Annotated in this window: 18 protein-coding genes; 13 read left to right on the forward strand and 5 right to left on the reverse strand. The window is 47.1% G+C overall.

What is annotated here, in order from left to right:
- Positions 1–187 precede the first annotated feature (187 nt).
- The 3 genes from proC to M662_RS04100 are packed head-to-tail and all read left to right on the forward strand — an operon-like array spanning position 188 to position 3,483.
- Complete coding sequence (gene proC / locus M662_RS04090; RefSeq protein ID WP_008636626.1) at positions 188–1,030, forward strand: pyrroline-5-carboxylate reductase; 843 nt, start codon at positions 188–190, stop codon at positions 1,028–1,030.
- Positions 1,031–1,072: 42 nt separating this feature from the next.
- Entirely contained in the window at positions 1,073–2,200 is a 1,128-nt protein-coding gene (proB, locus tag M662_RS04095; RefSeq protein ID WP_026578642.1) for a glutamate 5-kinase, read from the forward strand.
- A 20-nt stretch (positions 2,201–2,220) separates the two neighbouring features.
- Positions 2,221–3,483, forward strand: coding sequence for a glutamate-5-semialdehyde dehydrogenase (locus M662_RS04100; RefSeq protein WP_026578641.1), 1,263 nt, complete (start codon positions 2,221–2,223; stop codon positions 3,481–3,483).
- Positions 3,484–3,537: 54 nt separating this feature from the next.
- On the opposite strand, the gene M662_RS04105 is transcribed toward M662_RS04100, so the two are convergent.
- On the reverse strand, positions 3,538–4,371 hold the full coding sequence (locus tag M662_RS04105; protein ID WP_008632892.1) for an STAS domain-containing protein: 834 nt from the start codon (positions 4,369–4,371) through the stop codon (positions 3,538–3,540).
- A gap of 164 nt (positions 4,372–4,535) precedes the next feature.
- On the opposite strand from M662_RS04105, the gene M662_RS04110 reads away from it, so the two are divergent.
- Positions 4,536–4,994: a DinB family protein gene (locus tag M662_RS04110; RefSeq protein WP_026578640.1), complete on the forward strand. Its 459-nt coding sequence runs from the start codon at positions 4,536–4,538 to the stop codon at positions 4,992–4,994.
- A gap of 47 nt (positions 4,995–5,041) precedes the next feature.
- Here the strand turns inward: M662_RS04110 and M662_RS04115 are convergent, their stop codons facing one another.
- The gene (locus M662_RS04115; RefSeq protein WP_008632890.1) at positions 5,042–5,563 is read right to left on the reverse strand and encodes a CotY/CotZ family spore coat protein; all 522 of its coding nucleotides are present in this window, start codon (positions 5,561–5,563) and stop codon (positions 5,042–5,044) included.
- A 388-nt stretch (positions 5,564–5,951) separates the two neighbouring features.
- On the opposite strand from M662_RS04115, the gene M662_RS04120 reads away from it, so the two are divergent.
- From M662_RS04120 to M662_RS04160, 9 genes are all read left to right on the forward strand, one after another.
- Positions 5,952–6,731, forward strand: a complete 780-nt coding sequence (locus tag M662_RS04120) for an SDR family oxidoreductase (RefSeq protein ID WP_008632887.1) — start codon at positions 5,952–5,954, stop codon at positions 6,729–6,731.
- A gap of 22 nt (positions 6,732–6,753) precedes the next feature.
- Positions 6,754–7,620 (forward strand): 3-hydroxyacyl-CoA dehydrogenase family protein, encoded by an 867-nt coding sequence (locus M662_RS04125; RefSeq protein ID WP_026578639.1) that lies wholly within the window; start codon positions 6,754–6,756, stop codon positions 7,618–7,620.
- Between the two features lie 11 nt (positions 7,621–7,631).
- Positions 7,632–8,033, forward strand: coding sequence for an acyl-CoA thioesterase (locus M662_RS04130; RefSeq protein ID WP_008632883.1), 402 nt, complete (start codon positions 7,632–7,634; stop codon positions 8,031–8,033).
- 15 nt (positions 8,034–8,048) lie between these two features.
- Positions 8,049–9,104 carry a phosphotransferase family protein gene (locus M662_RS04135; protein ID WP_026578638.1) on the forward strand — a complete coding sequence of 352 codons (1,056 nt, stop codon included), beginning with the start codon at positions 8,049–8,051 and terminating at the stop codon, positions 9,102–9,104.
- Between the two features lies 1 nt (position 9,105).
- Entirely contained in the window at positions 9,106–9,852 is a 747-nt protein-coding gene (locus tag M662_RS04140) for a 2-phosphosulfolactate phosphatase (RefSeq protein ID WP_008632872.1), read from the forward strand.
- Entirely contained in the window at positions 9,833–11,605 is a 1,773-nt protein-coding gene (locus M662_RS04145) for an acyl-CoA dehydrogenase family protein (protein ID WP_026578637.1), read from the forward strand. Before M662_RS04140 ends, M662_RS04145 begins: the two co-directional genes overlap by 20 nt.
- Positions 11,606–11,622: 17 nt before the next feature.
- Positions 11,623–12,405 (forward strand): enoyl-CoA hydratase/isomerase family protein, encoded by a 783-nt coding sequence (locus M662_RS04150; RefSeq protein WP_008632870.1) that lies wholly within the window; start codon positions 11,623–11,625, stop codon positions 12,403–12,405.
- Between the two features lie 5 nt (positions 12,406–12,410).
- On the forward strand, positions 12,411–13,385 hold the full coding sequence (locus M662_RS04155; protein ID WP_026578636.1) for a quinone oxidoreductase family protein: 975 nt from the start codon (positions 12,411–12,413) through the stop codon (positions 13,383–13,385).
- 137 nt (positions 13,386–13,522) lie between these two features.
- Positions 13,523–14,062 carry a GNAT family N-acetyltransferase gene (locus M662_RS04160; RefSeq protein ID WP_008632867.1) on the forward strand — a complete coding sequence of 180 codons (540 nt, stop codon included), beginning with the start codon at positions 13,523–13,525 and terminating at the stop codon, positions 14,060–14,062.
- A 44-nt stretch (positions 14,063–14,106) separates the two neighbouring features.
- Here the strand turns inward: M662_RS04160 and M662_RS04165 are convergent, their stop codons facing one another.
- Genes M662_RS04165 through M662_RS04175 form a run of 3 tightly spaced genes read right to left on the reverse strand, consistent with a single transcriptional unit; the run spans position 14,107 to position 16,895 of the window.
- Positions 14,107–14,895 (reverse strand): putative hydro-lyase, encoded by a 789-nt coding sequence (locus M662_RS04165; protein WP_008632865.1) that lies wholly within the window; start codon positions 14,893–14,895, stop codon positions 14,107–14,109.
- 11 nt (positions 14,896–14,906) lie between these two features.
- Positions 14,907–16,100, reverse strand: a complete 1,194-nt coding sequence (locus M662_RS04170) for an NRAMP family divalent metal transporter (RefSeq protein WP_026578634.1) — start codon at positions 16,098–16,100, stop codon at positions 14,907–14,909.
- Between the two features lie 21 nt (positions 16,101–16,121).
- Positions 16,122–16,895 carry a LamB/YcsF family protein gene (locus tag M662_RS04175; RefSeq protein ID WP_026578633.1) on the reverse strand — a complete coding sequence of 258 codons (774 nt, stop codon included), beginning with the start codon at positions 16,893–16,895 and terminating at the stop codon, positions 16,122–16,124.
- Positions 16,896–16,908 lie beyond the last annotated feature (13 nt).

Raw genomic sequence — 16,908 nt, forward strand, 5'->3', positions numbered from 1 at the left:
GCCGAGATTATTCACGATGAGACGGTGTGAAGTGGATATATCTCTCCTTGAAACCGTTTACACTCACTAATTGGCTCTTAGAGAGGTGACTTGCCGAAAAACCCTTGAATAACTATCTGCCAGTGTTATTATGAAAAACGTCTTGAAGAAAGCGAACAAAAAACGCGAACGGGAGAGATTAACCCAAATGATTAAACAAACGATTGCTTTTCTAGGTGCAGGCTCAATGGCTGAAGCGATGATATCCGGAATGGTGGAATCCGGCAATATTCCAGCGGACAACATCGTTGTAACCAATCGAAGTAATCAACAACGTTTAAATACAATTTATAATAAATACGGCGTGCGTACAGTATTGAAAGATGATCTGGATTATTCGGAAATCGACCAGTTCATTCTTGCAATGAAGCCAAAAGATATTGATGGAGTCTTAGCGGACTTGAAAGATAAATTAACTGCTGATCAAGTGCTCGTATCTGTTCTTGCAGGTATATCCACATCTTATATGGAGGAGCGCTTAAACGAAGGACAGAAAGTGATCCGTGTCATGCCGAACACATCGAGCATGCTTCGGGAATCCGCTACGGCGATTTGTCCGGGAGCATTCGTAGACATGGAGAATGTCACAGTGGCTAAGGACCTGCTTCGTTCCATCGGAGAAGTTTTCATTATTGATGAAGACAAAATGGATGTATTTACTGGAATTGCGGGTAGCGGACCGGCTTACTTCTATTATCTAATGGAGCATATTGAAGAAACGGGACGTGCGGAAGGCATGGACCGCGAAACCTTACGCGAGATCGGAGCACAGACATTACTTGGAGCAGCCAAGATGATGTTGGAAAGAGAAGAAAGCCCGACGGAGCTGCGTGAAAATGTGACATCCCCGAACGGTACGACTGCAGCAGGTTTAGAAGCTTTGGATGCCAATGGTGGAGGTCATGCCATTTCCCAGGCAATCTTGGGTGCAGCAGGACGTTCCAAGGAACTAAGTAAAGAATTAGAAGGACTACTTGTAGGAAGTAAATAAGCGGAATCAATAGATGCGAAAATGTTAAATAGGAGTGATAGGTTGACTCAACAGAAAAAAAGGGTAGTAATTAAAATAGGCAGCAGTTCTCTTACCAGTATGCATGGTGAAATCAGCAGACGTAAATTAGAAAAATTAGTAGATGAAGTCGTCCGTTTGAAGGACGACGGCCACGAAGTTTTACTCGTATCCTCAGGTGCCGTAGCGGCAGGCTATCGCAAACTCGGTTGTCTGGAACGCCCAAGTTCCCTTCCGGAAAAACAAGCCGCAGCATCCATTGGCCAAGGATTATTGATGGAATCTTATTCCGATCTTTTCCTGTCCCACGGCTATATGGGCTCACAAATTCTCATCACTAGAAGCGACTTCTCAGACGAAAATCGTTATACCAATGCACGTAACACAATCAATGTCCTCTTAGAACGCGGTATCATCCCGATTGTAAACGAGAACGATACCATTACCATCGATCGACTGCGGTTCGGAGACAACGATACGCTTTCTGCTAAAGTAGCTGGACTCGTCGATGCAGATCAACTAATCATTCTATCTGACATTGATGGACTTTTCGATGACGATCCACGTAAAAATGAAAATGCTGAACTACTCGATAAAGTCCACGAAATTACACCGGAAATCGAAGCTGCAGCCGGTGATCCGGGAAGTGCAGTAGGCACCGGTGGAATGAAGTCCAAGATTGATGCCTTTAAGATATCCATGGCATCCGGAATTTCTTCCTTCCTGGGTAAAGCAACGACGCCCGGAATCGTCTATGATGCCGTTTATCAAAAGGCGAAGGGAACTTACTTCGTAACCGACAAAGAAGCAGAAAACTTGGATCATAAGAAACAGTGGATTGCTTTCAATTCCGGTCCTGAAGGGGAAGTAATCATTGACCACCGTGCACAGGAAACATTCATCGACAATAAGCAGAGCTTGATGCCGACGAACATCCATCATGTCCAAGGACGCTTTGACAAAGGGGCTGTTGTCCGTATCCATGACCTGAATGGTGAAGAAATGGGTCTTGGTGTCGTCAATTATTCTTCGGAAGAAATGGAAGAAATGATCGGTCTTACAGAACCGGAACTGGAGTCTTATGAACAAGCAGCAATTGAACGGAAAGACTTTGTCTGCCACTTGGAAGTTGCCCTGCCCGTAGGTGTGTAAAATAAACAAGGAGGTCTTTGATGACTCAAACGAAAAAGAATGTGAATGTAGAGCAGCAAGCAATCGAAGCCAAAAAAGCATCCAAGAAGTTGATGGTTTTATCAGAAAAAGAAAAGGATGAAGCATTAAACCATCTTGCTGATGTGCTGGAGCGCGACTATGAAACCATTCTTGCCGCTAACGAGAAGGATTTGCAAAACGGCCGGGAGCAAGGTTTCACAGAAGCCTTCATGGACCGATTGGCATTGTCTAAAGAAAGAATTGCGGATTTTGCACAGGGACTTAGAGATGTGGCTAAACTGGAAGATCCTACACGCCGCGTCCTATCCGACTGGACGCTTGAGAACGGGTTGAAAGTGGAAAAGGTAACCGTTCCATTGGGCGTTATCGGCATGATTTATGAAGCTCGGCCTAATGTAACAGTAGATGCTACCGGTCTTGCGCTTAAATCAGGTAACGCTATCGTACTGAAGGGTGGTTCTTCTGCCATCCATTCCAATGAAGCGATCGTTCAAGTCATGCACAAAGGCTTAGCAGAAACGAAAATACCAAAGGAAGCTGTCCAGTTCATTGCTTCCACTGATCGAGCGGCGACCAACGAGCTGTTTACGATGAAAGAGCACATTGATGTGCTGATTCCGCGCGGAGGCGGCAAGCTTATCCAAGCTGTGGTTGAGAATGCAACGGTCCCTGTTCTTGAAACAGGGGTAGGTAACTGTCACGTTTATATTGATCAGACGGCCGATGTAGAAAAAGCGATCCAAATTCTCGTCAATGCAAAAACAGATCGTCCGGCTGTTTGTAATGCCGCGGAAACGCTGGTCGTTCACAAAGAGTGGTTGGAACAGCATACCGAAGCATTGATTGCTGCTTTCGAACAGAACGGCATTACCGTTCATGGTGACGAATATATTCAAAAAACGATTCCAGGAACGATTCCTGCAGGGGAAGAAGACTGGGCAAACGAATATTTGAGCACAGATATTGCAGTAAAAGCTGTCGATGATCTCACGGAAGCAATCGCTCATATTGAAGCATATGGTACGAAGCATTCGGAAGCAATCATTTCCGAAGATCAGGAGTCCGTCGATACCTTCTTCGCATTGGTGGACGCGGCAGCACTTTATCATAATGCTTCCACGCGTTTTACGGACGGAGGAGCGTTAGGTTTTGGTGCGGAAATCGGTATCTCCACACAAAAATTGCATGCGCGTGGTCCAATGGGATTGCCTGCATTGACGACAGTGAAGTTTCTTATGAAGGGAACCGGCCAAATCAGATAAGAACAGAATGAAAAAAGGAAGCCGTCTACTCTACGGCTTCCTTTTTCTATGAAATTAAAACGATTCACCGACCATCGCCTGTGCGAGAGTGGCCGTCGTAGTGACGTTGCTGAAATCTACTCCGAGCTGGACCGCTGTCTGAGCAATCTCAGGGCGGATGCCGACGACGGTCGTTCTCACACCAATCAGACGCAGCCCATCAATCAATTGGAAAATCTGGTGGGCAACCATCGTGTCTACTAGATACACACCGGAGAGGTCTATGTATAAATCAGCGACACTCTGACTGGTGCATTTCTGTAAAGTATTATCCAAAATGGCGCTAGCTCTCGCTGTATCGATGTTGCCTACAAGAGGCAGTAAGGCCCTACCATTGGATAATTGAATCAAAGGAGAACTTAATTCATTAATCGTGTGTTTCTGCTTCTGAATCTGTGTGTTCAACTGATTGGACTTTTCTTCTGCAACTTTGTACATAATCTGATCGAACGCTTCTATCAACTTACGTGTCCAAAGCGCCTCACGATCTCTCGTAATTTGAATACCGTCTCTCGCTTTGAACTCTTGCAGGAAATCAAGGTACTGCAGCCGGACCCGCATGAATTCACGCATGATCTCATGGGTAGGTGTTTCCAGATGGTGAGGGTCGCTGCCTATTTTTACAATCCATTCATGGATGTGGAGATAAAAGCTTTCCATATCCATCATAAACAGCTGAGACAGGTATGTGTGGAATTCGTTGTTCTGTGCTTTCAGATTGGTAATCGTATCGATATCTGTCGAGCCGTAGACGCCGGTTCCTGATTTATCAAGAGACTCGTACCATTCTTCCGTAAGTATAGAGGATTTGGATAACAAAAAATCACGAAACGCCTGGTTGACCTGCATCTTCCTTCTCCTCTCTTTTGTTTCTACCGTCGGGAAAACTATAATTATATAACATTCATTATATAGAGGTTTTACTAAATTTCCAACAATAATCGTCTGTAATAACTATGGAGCGGAATATGCCTGACAGGATGGGGGAATAGAAGAGATTAGGAGGTGACACCATGACAATCAGAAGTATTTTGTTGGAACAGTTGGAGGCGGTGTATGACAGGAATCACTGGTTCGTTTGTTTTGAGATGGCGGTCAAAGATTTGACGGAAGCAGAGGTGCATTGCAAAGGAGAGGACGGTCATTCCATCTTTGAGCTTGTCCATCATCTTTACTTTTATAATGAAAGGTACCTCTGCAAGTTTCTCGGTGAAGAAGTGCAGGAACTGCCCAGAAACTATAATACATTTCAAGCCCGTGATGCCATGGACTGGAGTGAGTGTATCGCCGACTTCCGCAAAGTCATGTTGAAGTTTCGAAAAGAAATAACCGCGTGCAGTGAAGAGAAATTGACGAAGTGGGGTGGGACACTAACACATTTATTTATCCACAACGCCTATCATATCGGTCAGATCGTCAGTATCCGCAAGCAGAAGAAGTGGTGGAGTACTCACCCTGTTGTTAAAGGCTAAGACGCGTGTGTGGAATGCCCACGCACGCGTCTTGCTTAAACAAATAATTAATCTTCGAAAAGTGGAGTAGTAGCTTCCAGACAGGTGATGCTGCAGACACAATCCAAATCTACAGTAATGCACACCCCTGTAGCCAATAGGTTACGGACACTGGTCGTAGGGAAGTAGTCACAAACAGTATCTCCACCGAGATCTAATGGGTTACCACTAGCATCTGCAGGAAGCAGCAATTCAAGCTTCACACAGTTCTTTTTACCATCAACGAATTTCTTCGCTTTGAAGATCGGGCTTTGAACGCAGTCAAGGTACGTTCCGCCCCCTCCAGGAAGGCGGCGTCTGACAACGCTGCTTCCGATGAACGGTTTACAATCTTTACAGTAAAGAATAAACGGAACAGTCGTAGGTCCATTACCGTTTGATTCCGGAGACAACAGGTCTCTGATGGAACGCTCACAGCTTACATCGCAGCAGCGATCCCTGCCGGCAACCTCCTCCTGTGCAGCGATGATTTTCTTGATGACATCACGTACACATCCGCTATCTTTACCACTAGAATGACAAGAGCTCATTCAATTTCTCTCCTTTATAAGTTATTCCTTAACAGTCTATGGAAATTACTAGATTGCGCTTGTACAAACGTCTATTTCTATGAAAAAATCTTTCATGTCGGATAGAATAGGTGGAAGCCGTCTCTAGCATCGCTCGAACAACATATATTATTTTATCTACTTGCTTCTGCAGGTAGAAGAATGGTTCACCACGCCATTGTATTTCCCTGCGTGTGGACACCTGCATGGGGCAGGTGTCTTTTTTTTGGGTTTATAGCAGTTCAATTGGATAGTAATGAATGTCCACTCATTTTTATTGAATTTTCTAAAAAATAGGTATAAAATGGTTACATACTGAACGGTTAGTATGTTATTCAGAAATGTAAGCGGTTTAAAAGGAGGTTGAACGATGCACGTTATGGAATTATTTGATTTAAGCGGGAAGACCGCCATCGTTACAGGAGGCGGGCGCGGGCTTGGGGAGCAGATTGCTGCAGGCCTGGCGGAAGCAGGAGCGAACATCGTCGTATGTTCGAGAAAGCAGGACGCCTGCGAGACGGTTGCTTCTTCTTTGAAAGAAAAAACTGGTGTAAAGACGCTGGGAATGGCTTGTGATGTCACGGACCCTTCCCAGGTGGAGGAAGTCATTGCTGCAGTAAAAGAGCAATTTGGAACGATTGATATACTCGTTAACAACAGTGGAGCAACGTGGGGGGCGCCTACACTGGAAATGCCGGTGGAAGCTTTTCAGAAAGTGATGAACGTCAATGTCACAGGGACGTTTCTAATGTCACAAAAGGCCGGGGAAGTAATGATGGAGCAAGGGTACGGGAAGATCATCAATATTGCCTCCGTGGCCGGACTCGGCGGTGCGGACCCGCGCTTCATGGAAACGGTAGGGTACAACGCAAGTAAAGGTGCCGTCATCACTTTCACAAAAGATTTGGCTGTTAAATGGGGTTCGTCCAATATTCAGGTGAATGCACTGGCCCCGGGGTTCTTCCCGACTAAGATGTCCAAGGGAGTATTGGATCAGGGAGGGGAGTTCATTTTAGACCGGACCCCACTCGGGCGCTTCGGTTCAGAATCCGACCTTAAAGGGGCGGCACTGTTCCTCGCATCCAAAGCATCTGATTACGTCACCGGTGACGTGCTTGTCGTAGATGGCGGGATGCACGCATCCTGTTAATTAATGAAGGAGGATGATAGAGATGGAACGATTGACGGTCGTAGGAGCAGGGAGTATGGGACATCAGATCGCCATGCTTGGAGCTCTGGCAGGGTATGAAACGAACCTTCATGATAAAGAGGAATCATCGCTTCATAAAGCCGAAGAGAAGTTAAAAGGAATTATGGATAAGTGGATCGATAAAGGGAAAATTTCACCGGAAGACTCCCGGGAAGCATTCGGACGTCTTCATTACACGACGGACTTAAGAGAAGCGGCCGGCCAGGCGGATATCGTCATAGAAGCCGTCGTTGAAAAGCTGGAAGTGAAGCGGGAAGTGTTCGGACAGCTGGACTCGATCGTACCCTCCCATACGATTCTTGCTACGAATTCTTCTACTATTGTCAGCTCGCTGATTGCAGATGTGACGACGCGCCCGGATAAGGTTTGCAATATGCACTTCTTCTTTCCGCCGCTGGTTATGGACTGTGTGGAAGTGGTGAAAGGGGAACACACCTCTGATTCCACAGTGGAAACAGCCATGGAGGTCTGCAAACGCATGAACAGAACAGGTGTGTTGCTGGAGAAGGAAATATCCGGATTCATTGCAAATCGTATCTTGTTCGCTGTTCAAAGAGAAGCGATGCACCTTTACGAAGAAGGCTATGCCGACTTTAAGGATATTGATAAAATCGTCAAAAAAGCGTTGAGTCATCCACTAGGTCCGTTTGAACTGATGGACTTGTCCGGAATTGATGTCGGTTATTATGTCATGCAGCAGCATTACGAAGAAACCGGAGATCCGGCGGTCAAACCTTCTAAGACGTTGGAGGAGAAACTGAAGGCGGGAGAGTTGGGAAGAAAGACCGGTAAAGGATTCTACCAGTATGATTCCACCGTAAAGAGTTGAGGAGGGAGGAGATGCATGAGTGGGAAGTGACCATCCGATTTTGTGAAACCGATTTGCTTGGACATGTGAACAACAGCAACTACTTCATCTATATGGAAGATGCAAGGGTCCAGTTTTTTTCAGACTGTGATCTCGTCGGGGAGCGCTGGAATTTCGTATTAGCATCAGCGACGTGCGATTTTCTCAAGCAGGTACACTTCGGCCAAACGCTCCTTCTTCGCAGCCGTATCGTAAAAATAGGGAGCTCAAGCTTTCATTTGGAACAGGAAATGGTAGATAAGGATACGGAAGAGACGGCAGCAAAAGGGCTTTCGATTGTTGTCCAATACGATTTCGACAATGGAAAAAGTCTACCGCTGTCGGAAGCTCAGCGCAGCAATTTGGAAAAATATCGATACGTAATGAGTGAATAGAGTGGGGGCGTGGATATGAAAAGAGACACACTTCCTGTCCGTTCGGGAGAGGAACTGGAAATCGAGCGGATCGAGCAGTGGCTTAGAGACCGCATGGAACTGCCTTCAGGAGAACTGGCCGTCCGCCAATTTGGAACCGGCCATTCGAATCTGACTTACGAGCTTTCCATTCGTGACGAGTGGAAAGCCGTGCTGCGTCGTCCTCCGCTTGGTCCAGTGGCTCCGAAAGCCCATGATATGGAAAGAGAGTTTGCCGTGCTTCAGGCTCTCCATCCCTTTTTTCCTTTGGCACCTGAACCGTATATGTATGATTCCGGAGAAGTCATCGGGAGTCCCTTCTTCTTGATGGAAAGAAGGGAAGGAGTTGTTTTTGATTCCAGTTTTCCTGAAGGGATAAAACCGTCCCGGGAGTTAGGTCGTGCTCTGTCGGAAACGATGGTGGACCGGCTCGTAGAACTGCATGCTATTCCTTACAAAGAAACGGCTTTGAAGGACATGGTAAAGCCGGAGGGTTTTATGGAAAGACAGGTACACGGCTGGATCAAACGCTATGAGAAAGCACGCACGGATGATGTTGTATCCGGGGAAAGATTAATGAAGTGGCTGATTAGTCATATCCCAGATTCTGATAAAGCTGCCATTATCCATTATGATTACAAGCTGAATAATGCCATGTTCCAGAAGGATGATCCATCCAGAATGGTCGGTCTATTTGACTGGGAAATGACAACGGTCGGTGATCCTCTCGCTGATCTTGGAGCGGCGATGGGGTACTGGATTCAATCGGATGATCCGGAATCGTTGAAAACCGGACTTGGTAAACCTTCTGTTACGATTCAGGACGGTTTCTATACAAGGGAACAGTTCATATCCAGGTATGCGGAGAAAAGCGGCCGGGATGTGTCCAACGTCCATGTGTACGTAACCTTTGCTTATTTCAAACTGGCAGGAATCATTCAGCAGATTTATTACCGTTATAAGCGGGGCCAGACGGACGACCCCCGATTTGAGGGAATGAACGTGTTCGTCAATCATTTGATCGAACATGCAGAAGAAACGGCGGGATTATAATATGGGAAAAATCCAAGTAATTTTTAAGAAAGAGGATATCCGCCCGGATGATCTGGAAGGGAAAGTGGCCGTTGTTTTCGATGTCTTGTTTGCGACCTCTACCATAACGGCGGCTCTGGCTGACGGGGCTGCTGCTGTCATCCCGGTATTTGATGCAGAACAGGCGAGAAAGAAGGCGGCTGTTATGAAAGAGCCGTTTTTGCTTGCCGGAGAAGATCAAGGAAAAGGAATAGAGGGCTTCCATCCACCGCTTCGGACTCATTTAAAGCCACATATCAAGAATCATCATCTCATTTTGTCCACAACCAACGGTACCGTCGCCCTGCACCGAGCCCGGAGAGCAAAGCGTCTCTATGCTGCTTCCCTATTAAATAATCCAGCTATGGCTGAGCATCTTGTCAGGTTACATGGAGGGGATACAATCGTTATCATCTGCTCCGGGTCAAGCGGTCACTTTACGCTTGAAGATTTCTACGGTGCCGGGAGTCTTATAACCTATATGGAGCAGGAAGGAGTATGGACGCTTTCCGACGCTGCCATCGCTGCCCGCGATTTTTACAACAGTAAGGGAACTGCGAGAGCAGAGGTGCTTTTGGAGTGTCGTATCGGACAAATGCTGTTATCGGAAGGGTTAAATCCGGAAGAAGTGGAGTTTGTGGCTGAAGAAGGTCATTTTGATACGATTCCTACTTATGATGCGGAAGAAGCTGTGTTGAAGGAGGGAAGACATGCCGCCAGTAAAATATAAAGTAGCCGGCGGGGAATTTCTTGTACGTGACCTGCCGCTGGATGTTGTTTTCACACCGGAAGAACGAACAGAAGAACACAAAATGATTGGTGACACCGCTCGACAATATATTACCCGGGAAATACACCCAAATAGAAAGAGAATAGAAAGTGGAGATTATGCTTTTGTCACCTCCAAAATGAAAGAAGCCGGAGAGTTAGGGCTGCTTGCCCATAGTATTCCCGAACGGTTTGGCGGTCTGGGTCTGGATAAAATGAGTAAAGGTATCGTCGGGGAAGCGCTGGGCAGCGGTGGTGGATACAGTGTCGCTCATTCGAACCATACGTGCATCGCAACCTTGCCGATCACTTATTTCGGGTCGGATGAGCAGAAAAGGAACTATCTTCCGAAACTTGCCAGTGGAGAGTATATTGGAGCATACTGCCTGACAGAACCGGAGGCGGGATCTGATGCGCTGGCGGCTAAAACGACAGCGGTCATGAATGAAGAGAAGTCCCACTACTTATTGAACGGTACAAAAATATATATCACCAACGCTTCCTTTTCCGATACGTTCATTGTGTACGCAAAAGTGGATGGGAAGGACTTCACTGCTTTCATCGTAGAGAAGGATTTCCCTGGATTATCCATTGGTCCTGAGGAAGAGAAGATGGGAATTAAAGGGTCTTCCACCTGCTCGGTCGTGATGGAGGATTGTGAGGTTCCGGTCGAGAATGTACTTGGAGAAATCGGCAAAGGACATCTGATTGCATTAAACGTATTGAATTTAGGGAGGTTCAATTTAGGTTTCGCTGCTCTCGGTGCAGCGAAGCAGGCCCTGCAGCTGGCTGTTCAGCATACTTCGGAGCGGAAGCAGTTTGGAAGAGCGATTTCGGCATTCCCTGCTACTAAAGAAAAATTGGCCAGGATGGCCGGCGATATCTTTGCTTCTGAATCGCTTTTGTATCGGACAGCTGGTCATATAGAATCTGCTCTTGGGTATTTGGATGAAGCAGCGGAGCCTTCCGAGACAGCTAGAGCGATGAACGAGCATAAGATGGAAGCGGCGATTTGTAAAGTTGCGGGATCCGAGACCTTGGATGCCGTTGTGGATGAAGCGCTCCAGCTTCATGGGGGTGCCGGTTTTATTAAAGAATATCCGATTGAACAAATGTACAGGGATGCGCGCATCAATCGAATTTTCGAAGGAACGAACGAGATTAACCGTCTTCTGATCGCCGGATCTTTCTTGAAATCAGCAGAAAAGGAGAGGACAAGCTTCCAATCTATTCTGGAACAAGCAGAATACTCTTTAAAGAATAGAGGTTATATGAGGTCTACGGGAGAGCTTGGTGATGCAGAAGAAGCGGTAGCCTTATACAGGGATTTATTTCTTGTGACGGTTGGTTCGGCTGTCCGTAAATATGGAAAGTCCCTCTCTGAAAATCAGGAAATAATGATGGCTCTTGCTGATCTTGCAATGGAATTATATCGAACGCAATCGGTTGTCTGGCGTGTCAAGAAGTCCTTACAAAGACAACATAAGGACGCTTCTTGGCAGAAGAAGCTTGTCTATTTGATAGTGGAGGACGCCAACCTGCGCATTCAGTCTTCCGTAATATTCCTTTTGTCGGACCTGCTGGAGGGAGAAGAAAGAGTTCATACACTCAGGAATGTCAGCGGGCTGTTAAGTGTGTATCACTGGCCGGATTCTATCCAAAGGAACAGGGAAATTGCAGAAGCGTTGCTTGAGTTCAGACAGTATCCAAACTAATGAAGGAGTTGGAGAAAATGAGAGGTAATGAACATTTGACTGTACAGGTGAACGGACCGATTATGCATTGTGTGCTAAACCGACCGGAAGCGCTTAATGCCTTTTCCGACCAAATGATTTCCGGTTTAATGAAGGCTTTGAAGGAAGCGGAAGAATCAGAAGATGTGAAGGCAGTCGTCCTATCAGGTGCCGGTAGATCTTTCTCCGCCGGAGGTGATGTGAAGGGTATGGGGCAGGCGAGTGCTGCTAAGCTGTATGATCATGTGGGGAAATTGAATCAATTGATATTGGCTATCAAAGCACTTCCGAAGCCGGTTATAGCTGTCGTTCACGGATATGCAGCCGGTGCCGGTTTCAACCTTGCTCTCGCTTGCGATCAAATTCTTGCAGCAGAAAAGAGCAAGTTCGTCATGAGCTTCGCTCAAGTCGGCCTTATCTCTGATGGTGGCGGTCATTATTTCTTAACGAAAGTACTTGGTCCATATCGTGCCAAAGAGTTACTGTTCCGCGCAGAACCGATCAACGTGGAGCAGGCATATGACTGGGGTATGGTAAACCGGATTCTTCCAGTCGATGATCTTGAGGGCGCGGCCATGGAATACGCGCTTGAAATAGCCAACGGGCCTGCACGGGCAATCGGCATGATTAAAAGGGTGGTCGACCAGGCGGATCAATCCGATCTTGCGGCCATTCTCGAGCAGGAAAGAATCTCACAAACGATGATGATCGCAACCGAAGATCATAAAGAAGGCGTCGAAGCGTTCAAGAATAAACGCAAGCCGGAATTTGCAGGGAGGTGAACGAAATGAAAGCCATACAATTCAAAGCATACGGAGGTCCGTCTGTCCTTGAGGAGGTAACCATTGACGTACCAACATTGGAGAAGGACGAGGTGCTGCTGAAAGTGGAGGCTGTCGGTGTGAATTACGCCGATACTGCGAGACGGGAAGGAGCCTATGTCGTACCTACCCCGCTCCCTTTCATACCTGGAGCTGAGGTAGCCGGTGTTGTTGCAGGCACGGGTTCAGATGCCTCTCGTTTTAAAGAAGGGGACAGGGTGGTTACTTTAATTGGATCAGGTGGATATGCAGAGTTTGTGAAAACGAAGGAGAGCACCTTAATTCCAATCCCGGACGGAGTCGACTACGAAACAGCTGTCGCTTTACCACTTCAGGGACTGACTGCTTACCATATTCTAACGACGATGGGACGGATGGAAAAAGGAGAAACCGTCCTTATTCATGCCGCGGCCGGCGGTGTTGGTTCTCTTGCGGTTCAGCTCGCCAAGCATTTTGGAGCGGGAAACGTTATTGCTACGGCAAGTACAGAAGAGAAACTGCTTCTTGCCAGGGACCTTGGTGCCGATCATGTCATTAACTATACACATGAGCATTGGCGGGAAGACGTTATGGATGTTACGGGAGGTAAAGGAGTTGACGTTGCACTGGAGATGGCAGGTGGAGAAGTTTTTCTTGAGACGGTGAAGTGTATGAGATCTTTCGGCCGCGTCGTCGTTTATGGAGTGGCAAGCGGTAATCCTGCGACGATGTATCCATCTGGACTCATGAACCGTAACCTCTCTGTCATCGGATTCTTTCTTCCTCAAATCATGAAGAAGCCGGTCTTGTTTGAGAAGAGTCTTGACCATCTTCTACAGTTAGTGAATACCGGAGATTTAAAGCTGACTATCGGCGGAGTATTCAAGCTTGAGGAAGCAGCGCGTGTCCACGAGATGATGCAGGGGAGACAAACGACAGGTAAAATTGTATTAAAACCTTGAAGAGAGAAGCAGGGGAACCTGCTTCTTTTTTTGTTTTCTTCACTTGGAGCTGTGAAAGTAGGGATATCTGTCGAAAGCAGGAGATTTGGAAATGAATCCAGAATAAGTAAGGTTACTGATAGAAGAGGAGGATGGCTGTGTTTATACATAAAGTAGACGAGCAATTATCTTTAAAACTGATTGGTTTCGAGGATGCAGAAGAACTTTACGAATTGTCGGACCGTTCTCGTGAGCATATAAGGACATGGCTTCCTTGGGTCGACTACACCAAGTCACCGGAGGATACGAGAAAATATATCCAAGGGTGTTTGGAGAGCTATGCGGATAACAATGGTTTGACCGTCTGTTTGCTGGAAAGTGGGAAGATTGCTGGTATTCTCGGGTTCCATGAATATGATTGGGGGAATAAGAAGGCGAGTGTCGGCTACTGGATGGGGACAGATTTCAAGGGCCGTGGTTTATTGACAAGGGCATGCCGTGCCTTGTTCGATTATGCGTTCAAAGAATTAGGGTTAAACAGAATTGAAATCCGGGCGGCGGAGGGGAATATCAAAAGCAGAGCGGTACCGGAACGCCTGGGCTTTGTACAGGAGGGGATCATCCGCGACGCGGCATTACTGTATGGGAATTACACCAACCACGTGGTGTATGGGATGCTTTCAAAAGATTGGGAGTAGAACACAGCAAAAAAACCGCCTGGGGACCAACCCAGGCGGTTTTTTTATAGAATGGCAGTTGATTCGTTTTTAATATCTGTAATGAACATGTGGCCGGGAGCGTGTGTAATCATGATATCGGGTTTTTGCTGCATGGCCACCGCTTGCGGGGTAACACCGCAGGCCCAAAAAACCGGTACTTCATCACGGTGTATGGTAACAGACTCTCCAAAGTCGGGAGAATTTAAGTCTTTAATTCCGATTTTGCCAGGATCACCTATGTGTACAGGAGCGCCGTGAACGTTTGGAAATCGGCTTGTTACTTGAACGGCCCGGATTGCGTCCGCCTGTTTCATCGGCCGCATGCTGACAACCATTGGACCATGAAAGTTACCAGCCGGAACGCACTCGATGGAGGTTCGGTACATTGGTACATTACGATTTTCCTCGATATGACGGACGGGGATGTTGTTTTCAAGCAGTGCCTGTTCAAATGTGAAACTGCATCCAAGCAGAAACCCGACCATGTCCTGTGTCCAGGCATTTGTAATGTCCGTGGTTACCTCGGACAACACGCCGTCCTTATATATATGATACTTAGGAAGGTCTTTCCTAAGATCGGCTCCCGGAGCGGTTAACAACGGGGCGAAGCTGCCCGGGTCTGTAACATCAAGAACCGGGCACGGTTTAGGGTTTCTTTGGCAAAATACAAGAAAATCAAAGGCCAGTTCCCGGGGGACAACGGCAAGGTTTCCCTGTACAAAACCGTTGGCCATTCCGGCGGTAGGGCCTTTCCAACTACCTTCCCGGATCATTTCTCGCGCCTCTGAAGGGGACAGTATAGATGGTTCCAATGACAACACTCCTACTGGAATAATTTAGGTATACCTTGGAACAGGGACAAGCCTCCCATGTAAGCCATGGCTATAACGATAATGACGCCAAACACGGTAAGCCATATTGGGTGTTTGTAGTCCTTACCGACAATTTTTCGGTTGTTTGCTGCAACCAGCATGACGCCTAAAGCGATCGGCAGAATCAAACCATTTAAAGATCCGACAAGTATTAAGATTTTTACCGGTTGTCCGATAGAAACGAATACGCTTGTAGAAATGATGATAAAGGCAACGATAAACCACTTATGATATTTTTCGATGGTTTTACTGAATGTCCGTATAAAGGAAACGGAGGTATACGCAGCGCCTACGACAGAAGTTACCGCGGCTGCCCACATGATAACACCGAATATTTTGTAACCTACGTTTCCAGCTGCCGCCTGAAATACGGAAGCAGGAGGGTTGTCCGGGTTTAAAGTGAAACCTGATGCGATAACGCCGAGAGATGCGAGGAAGAGAAAGATCCTCATGACGGATGCGATACCGATTGCTGAAACGGAGCTTTTCGTAACTTCACCGAGAGATTCTTTCCCTTTGACGCCCGCATCAAGGAGACGGTGGCCGCCGGCAAACGTGATATAGCCGCCGACCGTACCTCCGACGAGGGTTGTAATAGCCAGGAAATCAATCGTATCCGGTACAAATGTCTTCGTGATCGCTTCTCCTACCGGTGGTTCTGCTGAGAACATGACAAAGATCGTCAAGGCAATCATGACGAACCCGGCAATCTGCGCGAATCGGTCCATGACTTTTCCAGCTTCCCGGACGAGAAAGACACCGACGGCAACGATTCCACTAAAGAGCGCCCCGAGTTCAGGAGATATCCCGAAGAGTACGTTGGTTCCAAGTCCTGCACCGGCGATATTTCCGATGTTGAAGGCTAGACCACCGGCGACGATCAGTACGGATAAGAAAACACCGAGACCTGGAACCAGACTGTTCGCTATGTCCTGTGCTGGTTTCTCGGCAATTGCAATAATGCGCCAAATATTGAGCTGGGCACCGATATCGATAATGATGGAAATAAGGATGACAAATCCGAAACTTGCTGCTAATTGTTGAGTGAAATGCGTAGTCTGGGTAAGGAAACCGGGTCCGATAGCTGAGGTGGCCATCAAAAACGCGGCGCCTAATAGGAGACTTCTGTTTGATTGTTGTTTCATGGAGCTGCTCCTTTCTGCTGCTTAAATAGTAATGAATTTTCCACTTGCCTGCAGTTTTATATCTGATTCTTTCAATGCACCGGTAATGTACTTAGCAAATTCGACAGCATGGGCGCCATCTCCGTGAATGCAGATGGTTTGAGCTTGGATGTCAATATCCACATTCTGCATTGTGTGCACTTTGTTTTCTTTAATCATGCGGATGACTTGATCCACCGCAAGTTTACGATCAGTGATCAAGGCATCCGGCAGCCTTCTTGAGGTAAGGCTGCCATCCTCTTGATACGTGCGGTCGGAGAATACTTCGCTCGCTGTTGGGAGGTTATATGTACGGCCTGCTGCAATCAGTTCGCTGCCAGCAAGGCCGTATAACAACAGCCCGGTATCTACATCCCTGACCGCTTTCGCAATTGCTTCTGCCAGTGTCTTATCTTTGGCTGCCATATTATACAGCGCCCCGTGCGGCTTCACGTGCTGCAATTTCTCACCTTCCGCATGAACAAAACCTTGAAGGGCACCGATTTGATAGACGACTAAATCATAAGCTTCTGCAGGAGAAAGGTCCATCGGTCGTCTTCCGAAGCCTTGAAGATCCGGCAGCCCTGGATGCGCCCCGATACCGACCCCGTTTGCTGCGGCTTTTTTAACTGTTTCTCTCATAGTCGAAGGGTCGCCTGCATGATAACCGCAGGCGATATTCGCTGATGTGACATAGGTTAGGATTTCTTCATCCTGCCCCATTTTATACGCTCCAAAGCTTTCTCCCATATCACAATTTAAGTCTACGATATGCATATTGGATCACCCT

Source organism: Bacillus sp. SB49 (assembly GCF_000469135.2).
GTDB lineage: Bacteria > Bacillota > Bacilli > Bacillales > Halobacillaceae > Halobacillus.

What these genes read in the sequence shown, in the direction of transcription:
- M662_RS04125 (WP_026578639.1), top strand. Translation starts at nt 6,754, where the DNA reads ATGGAACGATTGACGGTCGTAGGAGCAGGGAGTATGGGACATCAGATC.
- M662_RS04120 (WP_008632887.1), top strand. Translation starts at nt 5,952, where the DNA reads ATGCACGTTATGGAATTATTTGATTTAAGCGGGAAGACCGCCATCGTT.
- M662_RS04130 (WP_008632883.1), top strand. Translation starts at nt 7,632, where the DNA reads ATGCATGAGTGGGAAGTGACCATCCGATTTTGTGAAACCGATTTGCTT.
- M662_RS04140 (WP_008632872.1), top strand. Translation starts at nt 9,106, where the DNA reads ATGGGAAAAATCCAAGTAATTTTTAAGAAAGAGGATATCCGCCCGGAT.
- M662_RS04105 (WP_008632892.1), bottom strand. Translation starts at nt 4,371, where the DNA reads ATGCAGGTCAACCAGGCGTTTCGTGATTTTTTGTTATCCAAATCCTCT.
- M662_RS04175 (WP_026578633.1), bottom strand. Translation starts at nt 16,895, where the DNA reads ATGCATATCGTAGACTTAAATTGTGATATGGGAGAAAGCTTTGGAGCG.
- M662_RS04155 (WP_026578636.1), top strand. Translation starts at nt 12,411, where the DNA reads ATGAAAGCCATACAATTCAAAGCATACGGAGGTCCGTCTGTCCTTGAG.
- M662_RS04110 (WP_026578640.1), top strand. Translation starts at nt 4,536, where the DNA reads ATGACAATCAGAAGTATTTTGTTGGAACAGTTGGAGGCGGTGTATGAC.
- M662_RS04145 (WP_026578637.1), top strand. Translation starts at nt 9,833, where the DNA reads ATGCCGCCAGTAAAATATAAAGTAGCCGGCGGGGAATTTCTTGTACGT.
- M662_RS04170 (WP_026578634.1), bottom strand. Translation starts at nt 16,100, where the DNA reads ATGAAACAACAATCAAACAGAAGTCTCCTATTAGGCGCCGCGTTTTTG.
- M662_RS04115 (WP_008632890.1), bottom strand. Translation starts at nt 5,563, where the DNA reads ATGAGCTCTTGTCATTCTAGTGGTAAAGATAGCGGATGTGTACGTGAT.
- M662_RS04135 (WP_026578638.1), top strand. Translation starts at nt 8,049, where the DNA reads ATGAAAAGAGACACACTTCCTGTCCGTTCGGGAGAGGAACTGGAAATC.
- M662_RS04150 (WP_008632870.1), top strand. Translation starts at nt 11,623, where the DNA reads ATGAGAGGTAATGAACATTTGACTGTACAGGTGAACGGACCGATTATG.
- proC (WP_008636626.1), top strand. Translation starts at nt 188, where the DNA reads ATGATTAAACAAACGATTGCTTTTCTAGGTGCAGGCTCAATGGCTGAA.
- M662_RS04100 (WP_026578641.1), top strand. Translation starts at nt 2,221, where the DNA reads ATGACTCAAACGAAAAAGAATGTGAATGTAGAGCAGCAAGCAATCGAA.